Origin of the sequence: Clostridium zeae (genome assembly GCF_017312485.1) — a bacterium.
Lineage (GTDB): Bacteria > Bacillota > Clostridia > Clostridiales > Clostridiaceae > Clostridium_AR > Clostridium_AR zeae.
The window spans coordinates 991,243-1,012,212 of the sequence record NZ_BMBA01000001.1; the positions used below are offsets into that span (position 1 = coordinate 991,243).

The 20,970-nt window shown below is 30.2% G+C and carries 24 protein-coding genes; 12 read left to right on the plus strand and 12 right to left on the minus strand.

The genetic code is table 11. From position 1 onward, the window contains the following. Positions 1 to 204: 204 nt before the first annotated feature. A complete protein-coding gene (locus tag J3477_RS26365) occupies positions 205 to 381 on the minus strand; it encodes a helix-turn-helix domain-containing protein (protein WP_206869664.1) in 177 nt (58 codons plus the stop codon). Between the two features lie 84 nt (positions 382 to 465). Here J3477_RS26365 and J3477_RS04535 point away from each other — a divergent pair, with 84 nt between their 5' ends. From J3477_RS04535 to J3477_RS04585, 12 genes are all read left to right on the plus strand, one after another. Continuing rightward, positions 466 to 933: a helix-turn-helix domain-containing protein gene (locus J3477_RS04535; RefSeq protein ID WP_206868364.1), complete on the plus strand. Its 468-nt coding sequence runs from the start codon at positions 466 to 468 to the stop codon at positions 931 to 933. Between the two features lie 93 nt (positions 934 to 1,026). Then, positions 1,027 to 1,509 carry a hypothetical protein gene (locus J3477_RS04540; RefSeq protein WP_206868365.1) on the plus strand — a complete coding sequence of 161 codons (483 nt, stop codon included), beginning with the start codon at positions 1,027 to 1,029 and terminating at the stop codon, positions 1,507 to 1,509. 136 nt (positions 1,510 to 1,645) lie between these two features. Then, on the plus strand, positions 1,646 to 2,044 hold the full coding sequence (locus tag J3477_RS04545; RefSeq protein ID WP_206868366.1) for a hypothetical protein: 399 nt from the start codon (positions 1,646 to 1,648) through the stop codon (positions 2,042 to 2,044). A gap of 91 nt (positions 2,045 to 2,135) precedes the next feature. Further along, positions 2,136 to 2,549 carry a YfbO family protein gene (locus J3477_RS04550; protein WP_503826899.1) on the plus strand — a complete coding sequence of 138 codons (414 nt, stop codon included), beginning with the start codon at positions 2,136 to 2,138 and terminating at the stop codon, positions 2,547 to 2,549. A 54-nt stretch (positions 2,550 to 2,603) separates the two neighbouring features. Next, positions 2,604 to 3,044: an SMI1/KNR4 family protein gene (locus J3477_RS04555; protein ID WP_206868368.1), complete on the plus strand. Its 441-nt coding sequence runs from the start codon at positions 2,604 to 2,606 to the stop codon at positions 3,042 to 3,044. A 142-nt stretch (positions 3,045 to 3,186) separates the two neighbouring features. Continuing rightward, complete coding sequence (locus tag J3477_RS04560) at positions 3,187 to 3,690, plus strand: hypothetical protein (protein ID WP_206868370.1); 504 nt, start codon at positions 3,187 to 3,189, stop codon at positions 3,688 to 3,690. A 70-nt stretch (positions 3,691 to 3,760) separates the two neighbouring features. Continuing rightward, positions 3,761 to 4,165 (plus strand): DUF7668 domain-containing protein, encoded by a 405-nt coding sequence (locus J3477_RS04565; protein ID WP_206868372.1) that lies wholly within the window; start codon positions 3,761 to 3,763, stop codon positions 4,163 to 4,165. Positions 4,166 to 4,284: 119 nt separating this feature from the next. Further along, complete coding sequence (locus tag J3477_RS04570; RefSeq protein WP_206868376.1) at positions 4,285 to 4,770, plus strand: hypothetical protein; 486 nt, start codon at positions 4,285 to 4,287, stop codon at positions 4,768 to 4,770. Positions 4,771 to 4,908: 138 nt separating this feature from the next. Then, positions 4,909 to 5,238, plus strand: a complete 330-nt coding sequence (locus J3477_RS04575) for a DUF6572 domain-containing protein (protein WP_206868377.1) — start codon at positions 4,909 to 4,911, stop codon at positions 5,236 to 5,238. A 283-nt stretch (positions 5,239 to 5,521) separates the two neighbouring features. Further along, complete coding sequence (locus tag J3477_RS26245; RefSeq protein ID WP_284691977.1) at positions 5,522 to 5,650, plus strand: hypothetical protein; 129 nt, start codon at positions 5,522 to 5,524, stop codon at positions 5,648 to 5,650. An 89-nt stretch (positions 5,651 to 5,739) separates the two neighbouring features. Beyond that, positions 5,740 to 6,318, plus strand: a complete 579-nt coding sequence (locus tag J3477_RS04580) for a hypothetical protein (protein ID WP_206868379.1) — start codon at positions 5,740 to 5,742, stop codon at positions 6,316 to 6,318. 172 nt (positions 6,319 to 6,490) lie between these two features. Beyond that, positions 6,491 to 6,967, plus strand: a complete 477-nt coding sequence (locus tag J3477_RS04585; RefSeq protein ID WP_206868380.1) for a hypothetical protein — start codon at positions 6,491 to 6,493, stop codon at positions 6,965 to 6,967. Positions 6,968 to 6,996: 29 nt separating this feature from the next. Here the strand turns inward: J3477_RS04585 and J3477_RS04590 are convergent, their stop codons facing one another. The 11 genes from J3477_RS04590 to J3477_RS04640 all read right to left on the minus strand — a co-directional run bounded on the left by J3477_RS04590 (position 6,997) and on the right by J3477_RS04640 (position 20,962). Further along, positions 6,997 to 7,347 carry a DUF898 domain-containing protein gene (locus J3477_RS04590; protein ID WP_228731211.1) on the minus strand — a complete coding sequence of 117 codons (351 nt, stop codon included), beginning with the start codon at positions 7,345 to 7,347 and terminating at the stop codon, positions 6,997 to 6,999. A gap of 284 nt (positions 7,348 to 7,631) precedes the next feature. Then, complete coding sequence (locus J3477_RS04595; RefSeq protein ID WP_308483197.1) at positions 7,632 to 7,772, minus strand: hypothetical protein; 141 nt, start codon at positions 7,770 to 7,772, stop codon at positions 7,632 to 7,634. Positions 7,773 to 9,433: 1,661 nt separating this feature from the next. Further along, positions 9,434 to 10,711, minus strand: a complete 1,278-nt coding sequence (locus tag J3477_RS04600; RefSeq protein ID WP_206868381.1) for an FAD-dependent oxidoreductase — start codon at positions 10,709 to 10,711, stop codon at positions 9,434 to 9,436. Further along, positions 10,708 to 11,685 (minus strand): sulfide/dihydroorotate dehydrogenase-like FAD/NAD-binding protein, encoded by a 978-nt coding sequence (locus tag J3477_RS04605; protein WP_206868382.1) that lies wholly within the window; start codon positions 11,683 to 11,685, stop codon positions 10,708 to 10,710. The genes J3477_RS04600 and J3477_RS04605 overlap by 4 nt, the downstream gene beginning before the upstream one ends. Before the next feature lie 53 nt (positions 11,686 to 11,738). After that, positions 11,739 to 11,909: a hypothetical protein gene (locus tag J3477_RS04610; protein WP_206868383.1), complete on the minus strand. Its 171-nt coding sequence runs from the start codon at positions 11,907 to 11,909 to the stop codon at positions 11,739 to 11,741. Positions 11,910 to 11,952: 43 nt separating this feature from the next. Beyond that, positions 11,953 to 12,132, minus strand: a complete 180-nt coding sequence (locus J3477_RS04615) for a DUF4177 domain-containing protein (RefSeq protein WP_206868384.1) — start codon at positions 12,130 to 12,132, stop codon at positions 11,953 to 11,955. A gap of 38 nt (positions 12,133 to 12,170) precedes the next feature. Then, the gene (locus J3477_RS04620; protein ID WP_206868385.1) at positions 12,171 to 12,518 is read right to left on the minus strand and encodes a hypothetical protein; all 348 of its coding nucleotides are present in this window, start codon (positions 12,516 to 12,518) and stop codon (positions 12,171 to 12,173) included. A gap of 602 nt (positions 12,519 to 13,120) precedes the next feature. Beyond that, entirely contained in the window at positions 13,121 to 15,214 is a 2,094-nt protein-coding gene (locus J3477_RS04625; RefSeq protein ID WP_206868387.1) for a sensor histidine kinase, read from the minus strand. 726 nt (positions 15,215 to 15,940) lie between these two features. Next, positions 15,941 to 16,858, minus strand: a complete 918-nt coding sequence (locus J3477_RS04630) for a LacI family DNA-binding transcriptional regulator (RefSeq protein WP_206868388.1) — start codon at positions 16,856 to 16,858, stop codon at positions 15,941 to 15,943. Between the two features lie 219 nt (positions 16,859 to 17,077). Then, positions 17,078 to 19,246, minus strand: coding sequence for an alpha-amylase family glycosyl hydrolase (locus tag J3477_RS04635; RefSeq protein ID WP_206868389.1), 2,169 nt, complete (start codon positions 19,244 to 19,246; stop codon positions 17,078 to 17,080). A gap of 543 nt (positions 19,247 to 19,789) precedes the next feature. Then, a complete protein-coding gene (locus J3477_RS04640; RefSeq protein WP_371876566.1) occupies positions 19,790 to 20,962 on the minus strand; it encodes an AI-2E family transporter in 1,173 nt (390 codons plus the stop codon). Between the last annotated feature and the right edge of the window lie 8 nt (positions 20,963 to 20,970).

Genomic DNA, 20,970 nt, shown 5'->3' on the forward strand with positions numbered 1-20,970 from the left:
AATACACCTCTCTAAATTCTAATATTTTATATAAATATCTACTTTTACTTATCTTATGTTCCTACTGTTTTGTCCTACATGAATCATGAATGTTTATCCTAATCAGCTGATTTAATAAAATATTCTATTTTGTTAACCATGCATTACACTCTACAAAAAAAAATCTGCTCTACAGGTTTTTAAAATAGTTGGCTATCTTTAAAATCAATTCACCTTTAGGAATTTCACCCCTCTTTCTATATTTGATAATGTAGGTCTTGTTATACCTAGCTTTTTTGCTAGTTTATCTGTGTAATATTCATTTCTTTTCTTAATATTTTTATTTTGTTCTTCATGTATTACACTTCCTTTCCAGTTTATTGTAATTCTTGAATTACATATTTGTCAAGCAAGTAGAACATTTTTTTGAAAATAACTTCCAATTCTGTAATCTATGCATTACAATAGTATCGAGGTGTTTAATTTATGATAACTTTACATGAAATACTAAAAATTAGAAGAGATGAACTTAACCTGAGCCTACGAGATGCTGCAAAGCTTATTGGCATAAGTCATTCATATTTAAGTACTCTGGAAAAAGGAATTGATCCAAGAAATGGTGCTCCAGTCAAGCCTACTCCTGAAACTTTGAAACGTATAAGTATTGCTTATGACGCCCACTACGACTTTTTTATGAGACTTGCTGGATATTATGAAATCGAAGGCTTAGATGATGATTTTCTTATTGAAAATAATGAAAAAGATGTTGAAAAAATACTAGAAAGAATTAAGTATATTTTGATGGAAGCTGATGATCTCACTCTTTCAGGTGAGCCAATATCAAAAGAAGCACTAGAAAGTATTGTAGATGCACTATCCTATGGCGTTAGCCAAGCTAAAAAGATAAACAAGAAATTTAAGAGTAGAAAAGATACGAATGAACTTCGCCTATGAAACATTCCTTAAAGAGCAAACAGTCTTTTAATATTTTTATCAAATTTAGATTAAAACCAATTAGTCTAACAGTAGTTAAAAGGATGTGAATATATGCTTCCATTAAAAGATACAGCTGAGATATATCGTATAGGATTAGTTACAGGTCTATTCATGAAAATCGATGTTATTAAATGGGCTGACAAGATTATTGAATATGAGGAAAATATTGAGTATGAAATTATTGAAATTTCGCTAATGCAAAATACTAAGGTAGAAGATATAGCTTTAAAACTTTATGAGATTAACGGTATCCCAAATAATCAAAATGTTCTAAACACATTTCTTGGATTATGCTCATATGCTTATACCAAAAACAAATTCACTGCCCATGAAATCTGCACTATTTTATATAAGTTCGTTATATCAAAAACTCATATACCTTTAGCTTCTGATATAGAACAAATGATTCATTATTTATCAGACGGTTATTATCTAGCATCTAGTGGTACCTACGGTAATTTAAATGTAATTTGCAAAGATTTAAAGAATTTTTTAAACATGTACTCTGAATATGCTAAGAGATTTATTTATTAATGTGTTTTCCTGTCAAAAAGTATAAAGCCTTTTACTAAAATCAGTTTTCAGAAGTAATTTTAAATTTCCAACTGAAGTATAGTCAATAAATTGTGCAATATTAAAGATACTATTTAAACATCTGATAGGAGTTCCTATGAACATACGATTAACAAAAGGAGCATCAGTTCCAAATATTAAATTAAACGATGAAATAAGTTTAAATGAATACGAAAAACTAACTTCTCGTTGGACTGAAATATTATCAATTGTCCATGAAGAGATTTTAAAATATATAAATGACGATAGTTTATGCTTTGTGGATGAAGATGAATTATTTCCAACACGAAGTAAATTAACTGGCAATTACTATATTGATAATGTTTCGTATATCAAGAGGTTAATCCCCTTAGGATTTCAAATAATGGTTAGTACAGTATTAACAGAATTTCTTAGAGATAAAGAAGATGGTTATTTAGGCTTAGAAATTACCTTATTTACAAAATCTGAGATTGATATTTTTGAAGTTTGGGGTATCGACAGTTCTTCAATCTAAGATTCTTTACGCAATGGTACTACCTTACTTTGAAATCTGATGCAACTGATATAAATAACTTATAGAGCTTTAATTATTGAGGTGACTTAAAATAAAAAACAAACTTTTAGAGAAAATTGAACATCTTGGCGGAATGGAAAGCGATATAGATATTTTGGTTAGTATAGAAGATTTTTTTGAAGGAAATACAATAGAATATTCCTTTGCTGCCAATGCATGCGATGAAGATTTTAATGTAAATGAATTCTATGTAGCTTTTAAGAAGATAAAAAGTTTAGATAACGTTCAAGATATTTGGATAATGATAACAGATATTGATGAACAATGGCCTTATTCTGACACAGCACTCATAGCAGTAAGCAGTGATATAGAGGAAGCTTGTGTAAATGAATGTTTTGGGCAAGTACCCCCTGAAGTACGTGAATTAAATTTAACGGATGAGCCTTCACTTCCTATCCCCTACTTAAATGATGGATACAAACTTCTCTCCTTATGGTGGGACTAGCCTCAAATTTGTTTATATCCATAAGAAAACTCTGATAAGAATTTGGAGGAAAAAATGATACATATAAGAGAAAAAATAGAGGATTTAATAGCTACTTATTATGATGAAGGATTTTTCCTTGGAAGTATAGATGAGTCTTTAATTGATGAAACTGAAATTAAATTGGATGTTACTCTACCTGACAGCTATAAATGGTATATAAAGACTTATGGATGCGGAGGTATAGGTTTCGATATAATTGGTGTTGGAAGAGATGGACACTTACCAGTTGTAAGCAGTACAGAAAAGTATCGTAGCTATGGTATGCCAATTGGCCTAATCGTTATCCAAGATATTGGTGAATGGGTATATTGTTTAGATACTAATCGAATGAGTAAATGTGAATGTCCCGTAGTAACCTGGTCAATGCATGATAGGGATGGAATAATATTTAGAAACAATAACTTCTATGAATACTTGTTAGATTCACTTAAAGAAGCTATAGATAATCTTTAATATTATAGCTTTGTAATTTTTATTAGTATATTAACGAAAGAAACCACTAAAACATTAAGACCTCTCCCCTGCTTCAATAAAACACAAGATATAATTCCCCCTTATACCAATGGTACAATATACAATTTTTCTGGAGGATTTGATGGTTACAAAAAATATAATTGAAAACACAAGTGATTTTATATCAATTGCAGAAAAAATAAATTGGTTTTCTAAATGCGGCGATATTAGTAATAACTATACGGTTGCTTCTTCTTTTATTGAGGCTTGGGATTCCTGGAATGAAAGTATGCTTAATGTATGGTCAGTCGAAGTGATTAACCTAGAAAATATATCAATAAACGTCATAGGTAATGATAGTATTGATTATATATTTGATAAAGTTTCCGACCATTTAGGACCTATAATAGAAAAATGCTTTTATGCATTTCAAATTAGACAAGAAAATATGGGCTTAGCTAGTGAGGATTATGGGCTAAGTTTTGAAATAATTGATTTTATAAAACGAGATACAGCATGGGCTTGTATAGAATCTATACTTGACAGGGAAGGATTTTTCTCAAAGGTGTTCGTGGTTAATTCTACTGGTAGATGGGCATGTTCATGGGATGGATCTTATCCTGATGGACACTTTGTAGTTATGTAATTTAAAAGATTTCTCTTTCACTTACATATTGTAAAAAAAGAAGTAACTCATGTTTAAATAGGAGGATATTATGCTTAAAAACATATCTGGAAAAGAAGAAGAAATTATTATGAATTTCTGTAGAGAAATTGTTGATGCTATCGCTGATAGTAATTACACTACTGTTTTTGAAAAAGTTGATGAAGCTAACGATTGGAATGCAACATTATTATCTGATGCAATAGAACACTTTAAAGAAGATAATGACTTACAAAAAATAGATAAATATGATGTTCCATGTACATTTAACCCTAAATATTCAGATGGAAGTAAATATATGCAGGAAGATATCTATATCTATAATGATAATAGTGGTTTCGGTTACGAGTACCAACTTACCACAGATGGAGAACCAAATGATCTAATACTAAGCCTCCAATTTCTATTTGAAGGAGAATATTTAAAAGTTATTTTTGAAAGTGGTATCACTATATAAGATATAGCTATACATTCATATTTGATTTCTATAATAATAATAAAAAATGTTTTGATTTATCTTATTCAAAATAAAATAATAAATTAATTTTTTAATCTTTAAAAATATAGGAGATAAAAATGAGTAATTATCCATTAGATATTGAAAACTTTCATAACACGATTTTAAGACTAAAGGGAATATCTACAATAGAAAGTGGCATAAATGATTTGGAACCTATAGACTCAGAATTATTAGCTATACATGAATACTCCCATCTTCCTCATGCTACTCTTCTAAGGACTAATGGAGGTCTTAAAAATGAGATACTTGTACAATTTGAATTTACATTAGACAACTCGATTGAAAGTTTTAGTTCACTTGAATTTATAACTTGGTTCGTAAATGACCACGCAAGATCTGGTATAAGAATTCAATTAAGGCCTTACGCACTTGCTCCTGTAACCCCTTATGGGAGACAACTAGGAAAAACTTTAAAATTTCATATTGATCTTTTTATAGATGGTGTAGAAGAAACATTACAACCGGTATTTGAGGTTATCAGCGAACTTAATAAATCCCTTAATTTGTTTATTGACTTATATGATATACCTACAAAAGACTAATACTAATTATATGATATTTTAAGTCCCATTCTTACTGTTTGTAAGTATGCTTAGTATTAACTGAAATAATAGTATTGGTTATTAAAAGTAGGACGCGGACTCTTTATATAGTTATATTAATAAAAGGGAGACGACTATATGTCAGTATTAGAAAAAGACAAGATTGATGCCATAGGTATAAATAAAGATTCTAGTAGAATTATATTAATGATTTCTGATCACCTCTCTTGGGATAAGGAACATGAGCATCTTATTTTGCTTCAAGAAAAGGTTAATTCCTATATTAATTTTATAGAAGACAAACAATTTAAAGTTATTTATCCTAATATAGATATTAGTGAATACACTATAGAAATTCATTTTAAATATAGTATCACAAAGAACTGCTATAAATTTCTTGAAGTTGTAAATAAGAAATTAAACAAACTAGGTATAACCGTTGTATCACTTCTACCTGAAGGTACATAACAATCATCTATTTGAAAGTTAATCCTAATTTTATAATCAAATCAACATTAATCCTAAAAATATTAAGGAGATAACAAAGTTGTTTATAAGACTATTTATTAAAACTACAGATAATGATATAGCAACAGAAACTGTAAAGAATGTATTATCTCATATTCCTTCAGAACTTATACGTAAAGTAGATGTCAAAATTTAACCTTATTGGAAGTTTGATGATGTTCTAGTCGCTGAACTAGAAATAAAATTATTTGAAGAATTAGATAAAAGTATGAAGGGCGAATTTTTGTATGCTATATCAAACTACTGGATGTTCCTAGGTTATGATAATAATGAAGCAATATCATCACAAACTATGGAAGATTGCATACTGAAATATTGTGTAGAAATGATAGATGTTCATTTTGTGGATTAAATTTAAAACTATCTTGTAACAAAAAACTATTAAATAGATTATCAGTGAAATAAATAATGACTAATTTCTGTCTGATTGGAGGTACATAATTGAATTTTCATGATTTCTCTGCCCTTAGGTGGATGTTAGGTGATGTAGATGGATTAATAAAAAAAGGATATATTTCAAGTGAGCACCATAGTGTAAGACTACTAAAAATTCTATATATGCCATCATTTGACCCTATAGTTAACTGGGAAGTTTTTAAAGTAATAAACGGCAATACTATCGAATATTTTATTGTTAAAACATATTGGGATGGAGATGAAGATTTTAAAAAGTTTAACTCAATACAGTCTAAAAGCAAAGCAAATAATCCCCTTTCTTCTGCAAGACCTCTAGATATAAAGCCAACAATAGTAAGTAGAAAGTATGATTTAAAAGCTTATTTTGCTGAAAACTTGATTTCTAAGTTACAAGAGATTAGAATAACACCATTTCCTAGCAGTAGTCCAACTGGGTGTGATGGCACCCTTTATGAATTATCGCTTAAACAATCATTTTACAACTTAGATATTCGTTGGTGGGAAGACGGGCCTGAAAATTGGTCTGAACTAACTGTTTTTATTAAAGAACTTTTATCTAGATTTAATGAACTTGTAGATACCAGCGCGTACTACTTAGACTAGTTTTTTGTAAAACGTATACCGTAAAAATGCCTCTTTTGTTTTTGCCTAATTAAGCAACTATTTATCTAGCCATTCAAAAATATTTAACTAACCTATTATCTTTAAAAGGAGGACTTCTCTACCCACAAGGTATTAAATTTGTTATAAAAATATATAGTTGAGGTGTTTTTAATTGTTTAATAAATATTTAATTGAGTTCATAATAAATCTTATATTGTTTAGCTTTACTTCTATAATGATTCCAATATGCATTTATATCCTATTTAAAGACCATAGATCTAAACAAAGAATTGCACATAGTAGTTATTCATATCTTCACTTTGACTATAAGCCAAGCAAAATCAAAACAATTCTTTTTTACTTTAGTAATGGTTTCATGGCAGTAGCTTTATTGATATGTTTTAAAATTATAATAATTCCTATGTACATGGATTTGCCTTCATTGGTAAGTGGCAATTATAATTATGTTGAAGGAATTGTCTATAGAAATGATTATGGTAAAGGCTATTCTTCAATATATATTAATGACAGTGATGTTCCAATTAAAGAAGCCCATTTTTTCAAATCAAATATATCTGAAAACTATAAGTATAAAATTACATTTTTAAAACATTCAGGTTTCATCATAAAGGCCGATAAAATTGAATAATTAGAAAGAGCCCTAATGAGCTCTTCAACTTAATCTGCAAATATAGTATTTTTAACTTTCCATTTTTCTAAAGCAATTCCTACCCAAAAACCATATATACCAATTGTGATAATAGTTAATAGCAACCACTTTATCCAATTACCAAACAGTCCTATTGCTGAACCAGTAAATTTTAATCTTCTTCCTTCGACAACTGTATGATTTATTTTCCATCCATATACCATACACAATGCCCAAGGGTAACAAATTCCAAATGTAATAATAGTTATAATTCCGCCTAGTAAACTCCAACCTATTAATTGTAGTAGACCACCATCAAAATAAGACTTGCCTTTTACAATATTTCCATTAGTATTTATGTTCACATTTAATTCTGTCAACAACCTCACCTCCTTCTATAAAGATTATTCTCCATAAAAAGGAATTTCCCTTCTAATTTTCGCACTTTTTTTACATTGTTTTACCTTTTTGTATATAATAACAGATTTCAAACACCAATATTATATATTCAATACTAAGAAATAAAACAAACTTCCTTTAGCTGTTTATTCTTAATTATCAGCTTACCTTTTCTATCCCATAATACTTTAGACTTACTCATCTCTGCTTTATCGCTCCATTTACTCTTTTATAACTTCTCTCACCCATACATTTCTTAAAGTTGTCAGTTAGCTTTTCTTTCCTGTCTTTTGCTAGAGCAGTACGGCCATTGCAAGTATCCTTTAAAACCACTTAGTTCTTCTATTATAAGCACACTTTCTTTTTTACATGAATTACATTCATAGCTTGTATAAATGCTTTGCATATGTCCCCCCCTCTTTTTTATATACACAATAAATACTTAACAGTTTAAATATAGCCATTTATCGCCAAATAGAACCACATTTAATAAATAACTTAGCCTAGTAACATTAAAATAGAATAAAGGAGGTTTTTTTATGAGGATTCATAAAAGAAAAGCATTTCTGCGAATTATTGCAATTTTACTTGTAGCAGTTATGCTTATCGAACCTATTATGATGTACTTTTGCTAATGTAAAAGTAAGGAATTGCTTGATTAACGCAATCAAGTGACCCCACCTAATAAAAAAACCTTGTAGAAATATAATAAACAAAATATAAACACCTACAGCTTAACGTTGCAGGTGTTTATATTTTTCCCAAAAACAAAAAGCATCCAAATTATCTGCATATCTTGAATAGTAAGCTCTATTTATCTAATTTTCAAATTAGTCTTTATTATTTTTCTTACTGCATACTTATATTCTCTATCTAAATTTTTAATATAATTTATTGCTTCATTTATTTATTATATTTCTTAATTCTAAGTCCACCGCAGTTATCACTATTACCTTATGCTTGCACAATACTTGCATTGCATATCATAACATTTACCTGATCATTGTATATACAAATTCTACTTTTGCTTTGCTGAGGTGTTTTCTTTGCTATTGCCTTCCTTAATGCAGCTATTGCAAATACTATGATGATAATATAATTGAAAATACTATTTTTATCATCTTCACAGACCCTTTTATAATTATTAAATTGTTTATTATATTTAAAAACTGTCAATAATCCTTAATGCAGATCCCAATAACCATAATTACATTTCCACAAGGCAGTCCATATAACTGCCTTGTGATTTTTTATTTATTTTTTATTTATTTCTTATTTTTCTAATCTTCCCTTTGATACTTACAATTGCTCTTACCTTGGTTCAAAATCATCCTAGAATTTATATAAACTTCAGCTAAGTATGGTAGAATCTCTTCAGTAATAGCCTATATAAGTTTGTTTATTATTTTCTTGATATTAAATTTTCATAAAATATTTATTGTTTTCACTGTTTTAACTCTAGACATAAAGAATACCGCAAATCCAAAGCTACTATTGAATAATACGGTATTTTAATTAACTTAACTATTTATAATTATTAATGTTTAAATTATGTATTAAATTTTAATATATAATAATTTTCTTAACTTGATTACTTAGACTTTGAGTAAGACGGCTTTTTATATAAGTATATATTATATAAAATTATGTACAATACAAATAAAAGTGTTGCCAAAAATAATTTATCTCCTGCTTTAGAATCTATATTTACATATACAAAAAATGCTAAGGCACTATATAAAGTCGAAATGCTTTTTTTAAACCTTGGGGCTAAATCATGAATAAGTGATAAAATAATAAACACTCTTATAAAAAAGGTTATTTGTATTACATTAGCTGCACCTACATTGCTTAGTTTTGAAATTAGGTTGTCCACAATCGAAATTGCATATGAACATAAAAAATAAGAAACTATTAATATTATTCAACTTTCAAAGATTATCTATTTACATATACCTAAAATGAGAGTTTGAAAACATTTTAATGTTATTTCACAAAAAAGAGCCCAGCAATCACCCTCTAGCCAAGCTCCTTCATACTATTCAATCTTTTATATTAATTTACTTACTACACAAGCTTCATCCCAAACACATTTGTAAGATTTAATTTTTCTATTCTTCTTGCTATTTCTTCTTTATCTATAGTGTAAAGTCCTTCTGCCTGCATTCTCTTAAAATAGTCTGAGCCTGCAAAGGTGAATCTGCCTTTTCTTCCTTCTCTTGTCACTGATTTTTCGTTAGCATAGCTTATCATATCACCTATAGCAACTGCTCTTGGAAGGATTAGCGCTGGCATTCCTAGTGCAAATCTTACTGCATTGTGACCTGCAAGCGATCCTGTACTTATAGCTTCTGTATGCCCAACAAAAAGTCCTGCTTTTTCTCCAGCACAGAATAAGTTATCTACTCCTATAACCTTCATGTCATCTGTTCTTGGTGCCACTGATAGATATCTTATTGAGTTTCCTTTGCTTCCTGCATATGGATCAACGTATTTTGCACTTTCTAGTCCTTTTATCTTTCTAAGTTTATCTAAAGGATAATAGGAAGTCATCAGCTTCGCATGTCCTGTATCTAATAAGATTATATTTTCTGCAAATTCTTTTAGAGCGTATTGCTGACAAACCTTTGCTTCTAGTTTTCCGTAGTTTATATCTTCTTCTGGTACTTGTAGTATTACAACACCTGTTTCATCAAGCTGCTCTACTATATCTTTTGCTAAACTTTCTTTTGCTAACTTACAAGAACCACTGAAGGCTCCAAGCTCATCTCCGTTTCTTTCACCTTGGATATCAGAAACCCCTGCTCTTTCACTTATACTGATTCTTGGTCCAAAAGCTGGGCATCTTAAAATACACATAGAGCATCCATTACCATATCTTAAACAGTTACCCATTGGTCCAGTAGAACCTGTAGTTTCTATAAATACATCCCCTTCAACATAGCTTCCATCAGCTAAGTAAATTCCTGTTATCTTTTTTCCTTCCATGCTTATATCAGTTACTCTGGCAACTGTATGAACATTAATATCTAGCTCTTTTAGATAGTTTAATACTTCACCTTCTATTTTGTTTACATCATAGAGACTTGCATGTTTATGTCCCGGGAAATCAATATTCCTGTGTCTGCTCACTCTATCTGTTATATTAATTAAATCTCCTGCTCCTAAAGCTATAAGCTCTTCAGAGGCAGTATACCTTCCGTTGTTTCTCATGATTCCGCCAACATTGCCTAGTCCAAGTAGAAGATCTGTTTTTTCAAAAATGTGAACTTCTGCTCCAGCCTTTTTAGCAGTAATCGCAGCTGCACAACCTGCCCAACCTCCACCTATTACTACTATCTTCATATAAATCTTCTCCCCTCAAAAATATTCCTTGGATCTGTCTGTACCTTACATAACCTCTTAACCTTGTGTCCTTGGAATCTAGCAGTACAACTACCACAAACTCCTTCACCACAACACATTTTTGCATTATTGCAACAAGACACTTTAACATCTCTCTTATTAATGCTGTTTAAGAACTCAATAACCTTGAAGCTCAATATATCTGCTCCAGCTACATGAATAAGAGTAACACCCTTTGCAATTTCTTCTTCAATAAGCTTTTTGATTTCATCTGTAAGCTTACCTTTATCAATAGTATTAATCTCTTCATGGCCTTCAGTATATTGTTTTAGATATTCATTCACATACACATCTTTATAGGGAGACTTGTCTATCACTATTTTTAAAGTATTTTTGTTGTTTGAAAGTTTTCTTATTACTGGTATCGATGGTGCCATACCTATTCCTCTTGCAATAACAAGAGCTTTGTTATCCTTTAACTCATTTATAGATTTTAGTCCAAAAACTCCATTCCAATATGGCCCCCTTATGACCATTTCATCATCTATCTTTATATCAAGTAGTTTCTTTGTTTTAATTCCCCTTATTTCAATCATTATAGATACTATATCACTTTCTATATCTGACTCCATAATAGATATTGGAACATCAAAATAGAAGTTTTCATCTGTTCTAATAAAAACATAACTACCAGGATGAACTAAATCTAAGGCAAGCTTGTGTGGGGCAATGAACCTAATAAGTAATACATCGCCTTCTAGATGTCCTACTTCTTTTACTTTACATCTAAAAGTCTCTCTCCCTTTCTTAGCTGCTTTTCCATTGTTGTTAAATTCCTGATATATACAAACACCCTTCCAATTGAGGCAATCGCAAAAACACTTTCCATGTAGCTGAGAGCACAATATACATTCACCAGCTTCTGCTAAATGACAAGGGCATGGTTCTGTTATAAAAGAGCGACTTTTTTGCAAATGAAAAGGCTCGCAAATGCGAACCTTTTTATTTATAGCTGTTTTTTTAGGTACTATTTTTTCTCATCCAACTTTAAATAAATTCTCTCTAAAGTATATAAACCAGGCGCCAAGAAAAATACAAATGTAAAAATGCAAGTCATTACTGGCTCTCCATTAAATATTGCCCCTCCAATATAAAAAGCTACAGCTCCACTTAATATAGACATAATAATTAATGCCATAAAACTCCCCTCAATTCCCTAAATATAATCCTTTAAAAGGCCACTATTCTTCCTTTTCAAAAACTAAATCAAACCTTTTCACTAATCCATGACCATCAAATTTTGTAGGTATTGCGGTTACAAATCTCCATCCTTTTGAACTGTATTCATTAATTAATTCTTTATGATTGGCATCTCCAAACAACCCTTCGGTTTTTGCCTCCACATATGTATACTTATACATAAAATCCCTCCCCTTACTTACTTTTTCACCTATAAAATCTATTTATCATCCGAATTATCTTCAGTGACATACCAACCCTTTGAAGTATTTTTTAAGTGAAACAAATGTATATTTTCTCCATCTGCTCTGCCATTATTTTGATTAAAAAAGTTATATTTATCATTGCTTACTATGCCGCAAATGGCTGTTTCTCCAACAATTCGAGCAGGTTTTACTTCAATTAAATCATAATGCTTTGATGTAACAGTCTGTAAATATAACTTACAAGCATCTTCAGGCGTAAGTCCATACCTTCTTCTCTTATTTAAATAAACTGTACCTAAAACTGCCACTAAAACAACTACAACAATTAAACTAATTATAACTTTCTTATTTTTCAGCCCCATTTTCAATATAATTCCCCCTTAATATCATTACTTTATATTACATATATTACCACAGGAATATTCGTCATTCTACAATTTTTACCATATAGCTTCATACTTGAGATATAAAATTTAAGGCTTCTCCTAATTTCTAAGGAGAAGCCTCAAAAGCATATATATTCAAGATTATTTTAGGTTTAGTTATAAGTAATATTATTATTGAAATTAATTTGTTAGGCAGGAGATGCTATATGAGCGAGCTATTAGAATTAAATGATTTTTTCATATGTAGTGGCTCTAAAAAATCGCTAATCGTTCTTTATTCGTGATTTTTTTACGCATCTGCCTTTTCTGAACGTATGTGAAGAAATTCTGGCAGGCGATATATTTTTACTTTTTAATAATATAGCATTTTTATTTTATTAAATTTAAGATATAAAATATTTATAGAATGCATGGATTTTTAAAAAGCAAAACTGTACTGTTCGAACGTAGTGAGTTTACAGTTTTAGCCATGGAATATGAGAAAATCATATTAATTCTTTGCGAAGTCTCATTAAAGCATCGGATGACTAACAAATTAATTTCAACACAATGCTTTTATATCATAAAGCATTTAAACTCTAAGAATATATATCAGAAAACTCGATACTTATTCTCTCCACATTAGATCTAACTTCCGTCTCTTTATGTTCTTCTTGTGGAGTATCTAAAATTTCTACCGGTAAAGTAATATAAAACTCTGTGCCTTCCCCTAGCTTACTTTTCACATGTATTAAGCCTTTATGAAGTTCAACCAGTGCTTTTACTAATGACAATCCTATTCCAGTGCCTTGAACAAAATTTAAAAGAGCATTATCAGCTTGTCTATATCTTTCAAATATAAGTTCCTGATGCTGTTCATCTATTCCAACTCCACTATCTTTAACAATTATACTTATCTCTTTTCCTACATCCTCAATGTATACAAATATCGTACCGCCTTCGTTTGTGAACTTAATAGCATTTGAAAGCAAATTAAGCATTATTCTTTCGATTTTATCGTAGTCAAAGGCCATATACTTTTCTTCTACTTCAGTATCGAAGATAAGAGTTATATTTTTACTCTCGCAATAGCTTACTACTGACATAGTGATATCTTCTATAACATCTACTATATTTCCATTTCTTTTTTTAAGCTCGAAAAAGCCTGAATCAATCTTTGATAGATCAATTAGATTATTGACTAGCCTCAGAAGTCTATAGCAGTTCTGTTTTATGGTTTTGTAATATGATTGTATTTTATCTATAGAATTTATCATAGAATCATGGGAATCATATAATGCTAATATTTGAATTGCTCCGAGTATTACATTTAAAGGAGTTCTAAGTTCATGAGAAACATTTGCAAAGTGTTCTGTTATGCGCTTATTAAGATATATTGTATCTTCAAGCATTTTTCCTTTTTCTTCAATGTCAGCTGATAATTTCTCTACTTTCTTTTGAGTACTTAAGTCTTTAAAAACTATAAGAACAGAAGGCTTTCCTCGGTATATAATATAAGTCCCATGAATTTTAACAGAAATTTGTCTTCCATCTATAGTTATAAGCGTAGTATCATATGTTTCACCACTTCTCTTATTTGTAAGTATATCATTATATATTTCCATACTTTTGTTAAATTTTTCTTCTTCAATAAATTTAGTAAAATCAACCTTCATGAAATCTTGCGCTTTAGAAAAGCCAAGCATTTTTGCTGCTGTTTCATTTGCAAATACATGCTTATAATCCGAATGAATAACTATAGCGTCACTTGAATTCTCAATAAGAATTCTATAACACTCTTCATTATTTACCATAGCCTCTTCAAACATTATTCTAAGATCACTTTCCTGCTCAAGTCTATCCTTTGTCTCTATTAATGCCCCAGTGACTTTATTAAACGGTTGTTTAAGACCGCACTGAACCACACCTTTGTATAACATATAAAAAGCGATTGTCCTAAAAACAAAAGCACTGGTATTTTCAATGCATAGAGTGTAATCAAATAAAAGAAGAAGTATTTTATTTATTATTGTAAAAATAATATATAATTCCATAAAAAAAATCAATTCTTTGTTCTCTCTATTAGAAGCCTTATATAGTATTATACCGCTTATAAAAAGGACTATAATTATGATTACTCTACTGGCTTGATTGAATAATGTATTACCTATACCTTCTATATAGTTAACTGGAAAGATTTTAAAAACATATATACTTAATAGAATTGCTACTAGAGCAATTATGTATATGCATCTGAACATATTGATGTTGATTTTTTTAATTCCTCTATATAGTAATATACTTGATATTAAAATAGTTATACTACTAATGTACCTAGCTGAAATCCAAAGGGAAGAGGATAAATTAGCTGAATTTAGACCAAATATTCCTACATTGAAATAAGTCACAGTATGAAGTACATCGATGGTCCCAACTGTCAAAAACCCCATACCTAAAAGCATAAAAAAATCATTGTTACTTAGCTTATAGGTATTACTGGCAAAGAAGTAGATAGCAAAACATATTATTATACCAATAAACATAACTATACTATGGTAAAACATGTAGTCCGCTTCTATGAGTTTTTGTGAAATGCAAATACTTAAGATTATTAATAGTAAACTCTTTATTACTTCATTTTTAATACTAAAATCCGTGGTACTTTTACTAATATACTTCGCTGTCTTAATCATTTTATCACCTACACTCATATATTTTATTCCTAAGATCTTATACTCTTTAAAGCAATATCTATATTCAAAATATTATTATCATATTTACTCGTCACTTTTTCTATTAATTTATCTATTGTAATACTCTATAGAAATATTCAATGGAACTGCGCCTTGATTAAAGCACATTATTTAAAGAAATTTAAAGTTTATATATCTAATTTCATCGAAAAAATACTTTTAGTAAGCCTAATTTATTAATAACTGCCCAATTAATCATATTATAACAATATTTTCTATGTAACGCTTTCATTTTTTTAATATTTTCAAAAATTTATAAACAAAAGCTTATTTTTTAGGATAATTTAAAAATATAAGTTTAATTATAAAATGATTCATCTATATATTTTAAGAATTTAAGACAGGTATCTATATAAAAAATAGTCAGTATTAGACAATAACATTATGTAACTATATAAAATCTTTCAGATACATGTTAATATACAATCCAAAATTTTGCACCTTAATCTAAAAAAATCACCCTAGCTAGATTGTACATAAATTAATATAATTAATACATAAATACAAATATTAACATTAATACACCCTATTTCATTTATTCAACACACATTTTCCCCTGTAAATACATACCAATTTGCTTAAATTACGCGCTACTCTTCTTTTTATGCTACTAGCCCCCTTGCTAGTAGCATAAATTCTTTATGTGGCAAATCAAATAAAAATGAACTATCTCTTCTCTGGCTCTATAAAAGTAAACTTATTCTCATGGTATCTCTTATTTATATAATCTAGTATTATATCTACTGACATTTTAGCCTTTCTTTTATTATCAAAATATATTCTGTTTTTGTAAGCTTCCAGTAAATACTCATTTCCCGATGTACAAACGGCCACGGCATTTTTAGTTTCTATATGATCCTTAGCTAACACCGATAAGAATTCATTAAATATAATAAACTTTCTCTGCTGGTTATCCTTTAAAAACTTATAAAAGCTATCTATGTTTCTTACTACATATATCTTATCTTTAAAATCGTTATTTTCTTTATATATTCTTTCAATAATTGATTTACTATTTTCTGAATCCACAACTATATAAGGAGAATTGCATTGTAACAGTCTTATTCCTTCTTCAATAGCTGATTTATAGTCTATTAAAACCTTATGAAAAATAGTATCTTCAATAAAGTTATCTACAATTATAATGGGTACCTTAAACATACTTGCAGTATCATATACTTCTTCTGCATTTATATCTACTAAAAAAACTGCATCTAGAGCTCTTTCACGAATTATATTTAAATCTTTTTTTGAGTCGCCTAGATACTCTATAATTACATGGTAATTAAGATCATACAACATTTTAACTAGTTCACTTATAAATTTAGAATGACTTTCTAGTCTCCATGGTGCATGGTCTAAGTCACTACTCATTATAAAAACTCCTATGAGTCCGGACTTTTTTCTAGTTAGTGACCTTGCTGTAAGGTTTGGAACATATCCTAACTGTTCTATTGCATTTATGACTTTTATTTTTGTATCCTCTGGTATAGATTCTTTTTCATTATTATTTATAACGTATGAAACTGTTGCAACAGATACACCTGCTACCTTAGCTACATCTCTCATAGTAACTTGCTTCATTGATTCACAGCCTTTCTTAAAAAAGTCGCTGAATCGACCTTCTTCAGTGAGTTTTTTTGCGCATCTGCCTTTCCGAATGTATATGAGGAAAATTTTGCAGGTGAATAAGTTCTATTTTTTACACTTCTGCATTTTTATCCACATATTAAATTTTAACAAAAAGGAGCTAATAACAAAAGACAAAAGTCCTTTGTATTAGCTCCCCTAAAATCTCAAATATTATGGCTGCCAGTTAACTGTAACTATTCCGGTTGCATTAGAAGGAACAGTGTAAGTATGGTTTGATCCACTTTCCCATGTTACAGTTGAACCATTTTTCTTCAAGTATTTGAACTGTATAGTAGTTCCTGCTGGAACACTTACATCATAGTACCATGAAGGATATTTGTATACTACTTGGTTGAACATTGCACCTATTGCTTTATTTGGATCCCAGTTACCTAATTCAGCAACACTACCAGCCAGGTAAACATTTTCTCCGAGTGCTGTAGTAGCATTGTTTACTACAAATCTTACTAGAACCTGAGGTCCTGATAATATGTCATAGTTTGCATAGGTATTACTAGCAGTTCCACCGGATGTCTTTAATGAAACATTTACTTTACCAGCTGCTACATTTGGTACTACAGCTTTAACTTGGCTATCGCTCCATGATACTATTGTTGCTGCTGTTGTTCCAAAAGTTACAGTTCCTGTAGTTGAGCCAAAGCCTCTACCATCAATTACTACAGTTTCACCTGGTCTTGCCATTGGCTGACCAACATGTCCTATAGTAGGTGCATTAGAAGTTGCAGTGTATTGCCATACAGCAGCTCCTCCAGCAGCTAAAGTAAAGGTATTTACTGCTCCACCAGTTCCTACTGTTATTCCATTACCTGAAGTTAATCCTCCAAGTACATCACTGTAAGTTCCAGCTGGAAGTGAGGTTATAAGTCCACTTATATTTGCACTAGTAGTTAGGTTCTTGTTAACAGCTATTACTGCAACACTATTACCAAACTTTCTTTCATAAACATATACATCGTTGTTGATCCACTTTTGTGTTGTATTTCCATAAGCTATCGCTGGGTTTGTCTTTCTTAATGGTGCTAACTTTTGTACGATTTGATATGCATTAGTTGTATTGTTGAAACCAGTCATCATAGCTCTGTTATTAGGATCTCCGTTACCAGTCATATACTGCTCAGTTCCGTAGTATATTGCAGGTACACCTCTTGATGTTAAAGTATATACAAGCGCTAGGTCTGTAGTTTTAGTACTAGCACCATCTTTTGTGAATCTGTCCATATCGTGGTTATCGATAAAAGTAACTTGATCGTTTACATCTTCATATGCTGTTTGAGTACCTGATACCATTGAATCAAGTCCATACATTGTATCAGTACCATCTCTAAATACTTGTCTTACTTTTTGAGAGAATCTGAAATCTAATAAACTCATACCACTATTGTTTGCGAAGTAGTGATTGTTTGGATCAACTTCATTAGTTCCTAAGAACCATTCACCAAAAGTAAATACAGGCTTGTATCCATAAACAGTGTCCATGAAATTCTTTTGCCATCCCATAGCCATATGCTTTACAGCATCCATTCTGATACCATCTATTCCTAAATCAAGCCATTTCTTTATAGCTGATTTCATGTAAGAATCTACAGTATTGTTTTGATGTTCTAAGTCTGCTAAGTCATATAAGTTCTTGTAAATACCATCTTCTAAGCTTGAAAAATCAGTTCCTCCATTATGATGGAACATTCCAGTTGGGTCATTTGAGTATGAACCAAGTAATGTACCGTTATCATATAGCTTTCCATTTTCTGCATAGCTTGTATTTGTTTGATCTGCTGGAGAAGTATGATTTGGTGCAAAGTCTATTACAACTTTTATATTTTTTGCATGTGCTGCATTGACCATATTTTGAAAATCTGTGAAGTTTCCAAAGTAAGGATTAGTATTCTTGAAGTCTCTTGCCCAGTAACCATGGTAAGCTGTACTTCCATCGGCGAATACTGAATATATATTTTCAACTGGTTGTGATACCCAAATAGCTGTGATACCCATGTTTGATAAATATCCATCATTTATCTTGTTGATAACACCTTGCCAGTCACCACCAAAGTATTTTTTTAGCTGAGTTTTTGTTGAATCGTATAAGGCTCCTGTAGGATTGTTTGCAGTATTACCATCTGAGAAACGATCAGTAACAATCTGATATATAACATCTGTTGAAAAGTCAACCTTATTTGATACTGATGCATCCCCTGTATATGCACCTGCTGCCTTAACTATTAATGGATTAGTATTTTGAGTAACATAAATAGGTAATATTAATGCTAATGAAAGTAATAAAGGTAATAATTTATTTCTTAATAATCTTGTAGCTTTTCTCATTTTTCCCCTCCAAAAATATAAATTCTCTGCGCAACCGTTTTCATAATAAAGAAAAATTTTTTTCTTCTATTTCTTCCCTCCTCTACTAAGGTATTAACTTAATCGGTTAAGTGATAAAGATATATCTTATGTAATTTACTATACACAATACATTTGGTTAATGTCAAGTGTTACCAAAGTATTTTTCATATATATTTTTTGTTACTTAAAATATACTCATTTTACATATAATTGCACAAAAAGGTTCCTGACACAACCTTTTTATTGAAGCCTTTTAAGGATCTGCCTTTTCTGAACGTATTTGAAGAAATTCTGGCAGGCGACATAAATTTTATTTTTTATTCTTTCTCTGATATAGCATTTAAGCCATAGTCACATACTTATCAACACTTCTATCTAAAATATAATTTCCTAAAGAATAAAAAAGCGGAAGTATCGCTACTCCCGCTATTCTTAAATTCTTATATTTTTATAGCTCTATTTTTACAAATTGAATTTCAAAGATATAGTACATGCGGTATTAATATTAAGACCTTATACCTATTAAACTCTTGATTTCTCCATATGCTCATTGTACCATTTTGAGAATATTATCTTTAATGAAGCAGCCACTGGAACAGCTATAAGCATACCAATAAGCCCTCCAACATTGCCACCGATTAAAATTGCTAGCATTGTAAATACAGGGTGAAGTCCTACACTATCACCTACAATTTTAGGAGCAAGGAAATTGTTATCAACTTGCTGAACTGCAAGCATTCCTACTATTGCCCATAATGCGGTAATAGGTTCTCCACTAAGTAGTGCCATAACAACTGCCAGTACAGTACCTACTAAAGGCCCTACGTACGGAATCATATTACATATCCCCGCTATTATACCAATGACAAATGCATAATCTATTCCTATAAAATAAAGCACTATTGCAGACAAAATCCCTACCATAGAAGCTTCTAGGAGCTGTCCTCTTATGTAATTATTAAAAGTGTCATCTAAAATAGCAAATATCTCTCTTAGCTTATTTCCTGCTTTACTTCTTCCAAACAAAAGATTAAATATTTTATTCCATATATCCTTAAAATACTCAGAATCTTTAACCAAATAAATGCTTAATATTAGAGCAATGAAGAATGTTGCTATATTGCCACCCATTGATACAACAAAATTTGCAAACCCGCCTATGCTTGCTGTTACATAGGTTTGTACATAACTCACTACTTGTGCAATCTTTTCATTTAAATCAGTTGGGATTGATATATTCAAACTTTGCAGCTTCTCACTAATATAGTTTACAGATAACTTTGTATTGTTCAAGTATTCATTTAGATATGATGTCATATTTGCTATAGTTGTGTTGTTTGAAAGCTTTCCACCGACCATTATATATATTCCTATAATAATTGATAAAAATAGTCCTATCATCAGAGCATAAACTACAAATATTCCTACAGTCCTTCTAGTAGCTGGTTTCTTAAATATCTGCCTTTTTTCTAGAAATTTTTCTATAGCGTTAACACCTGGTTTTAATAAATATGCAATCACCAAAGCTATTAAAAGAGGCTTAACTAGCCCATAAGCTGTTCTTAATCCACTAGATACTAAATTATATATATTTACTATGTTATTTAAGATTGATATTCCAATATATATAATCATAACAGTTCCAACAGCATATAAAGAATATTGTAATAATTTTTTATCTAATTTCATTGGCACCTTACCTT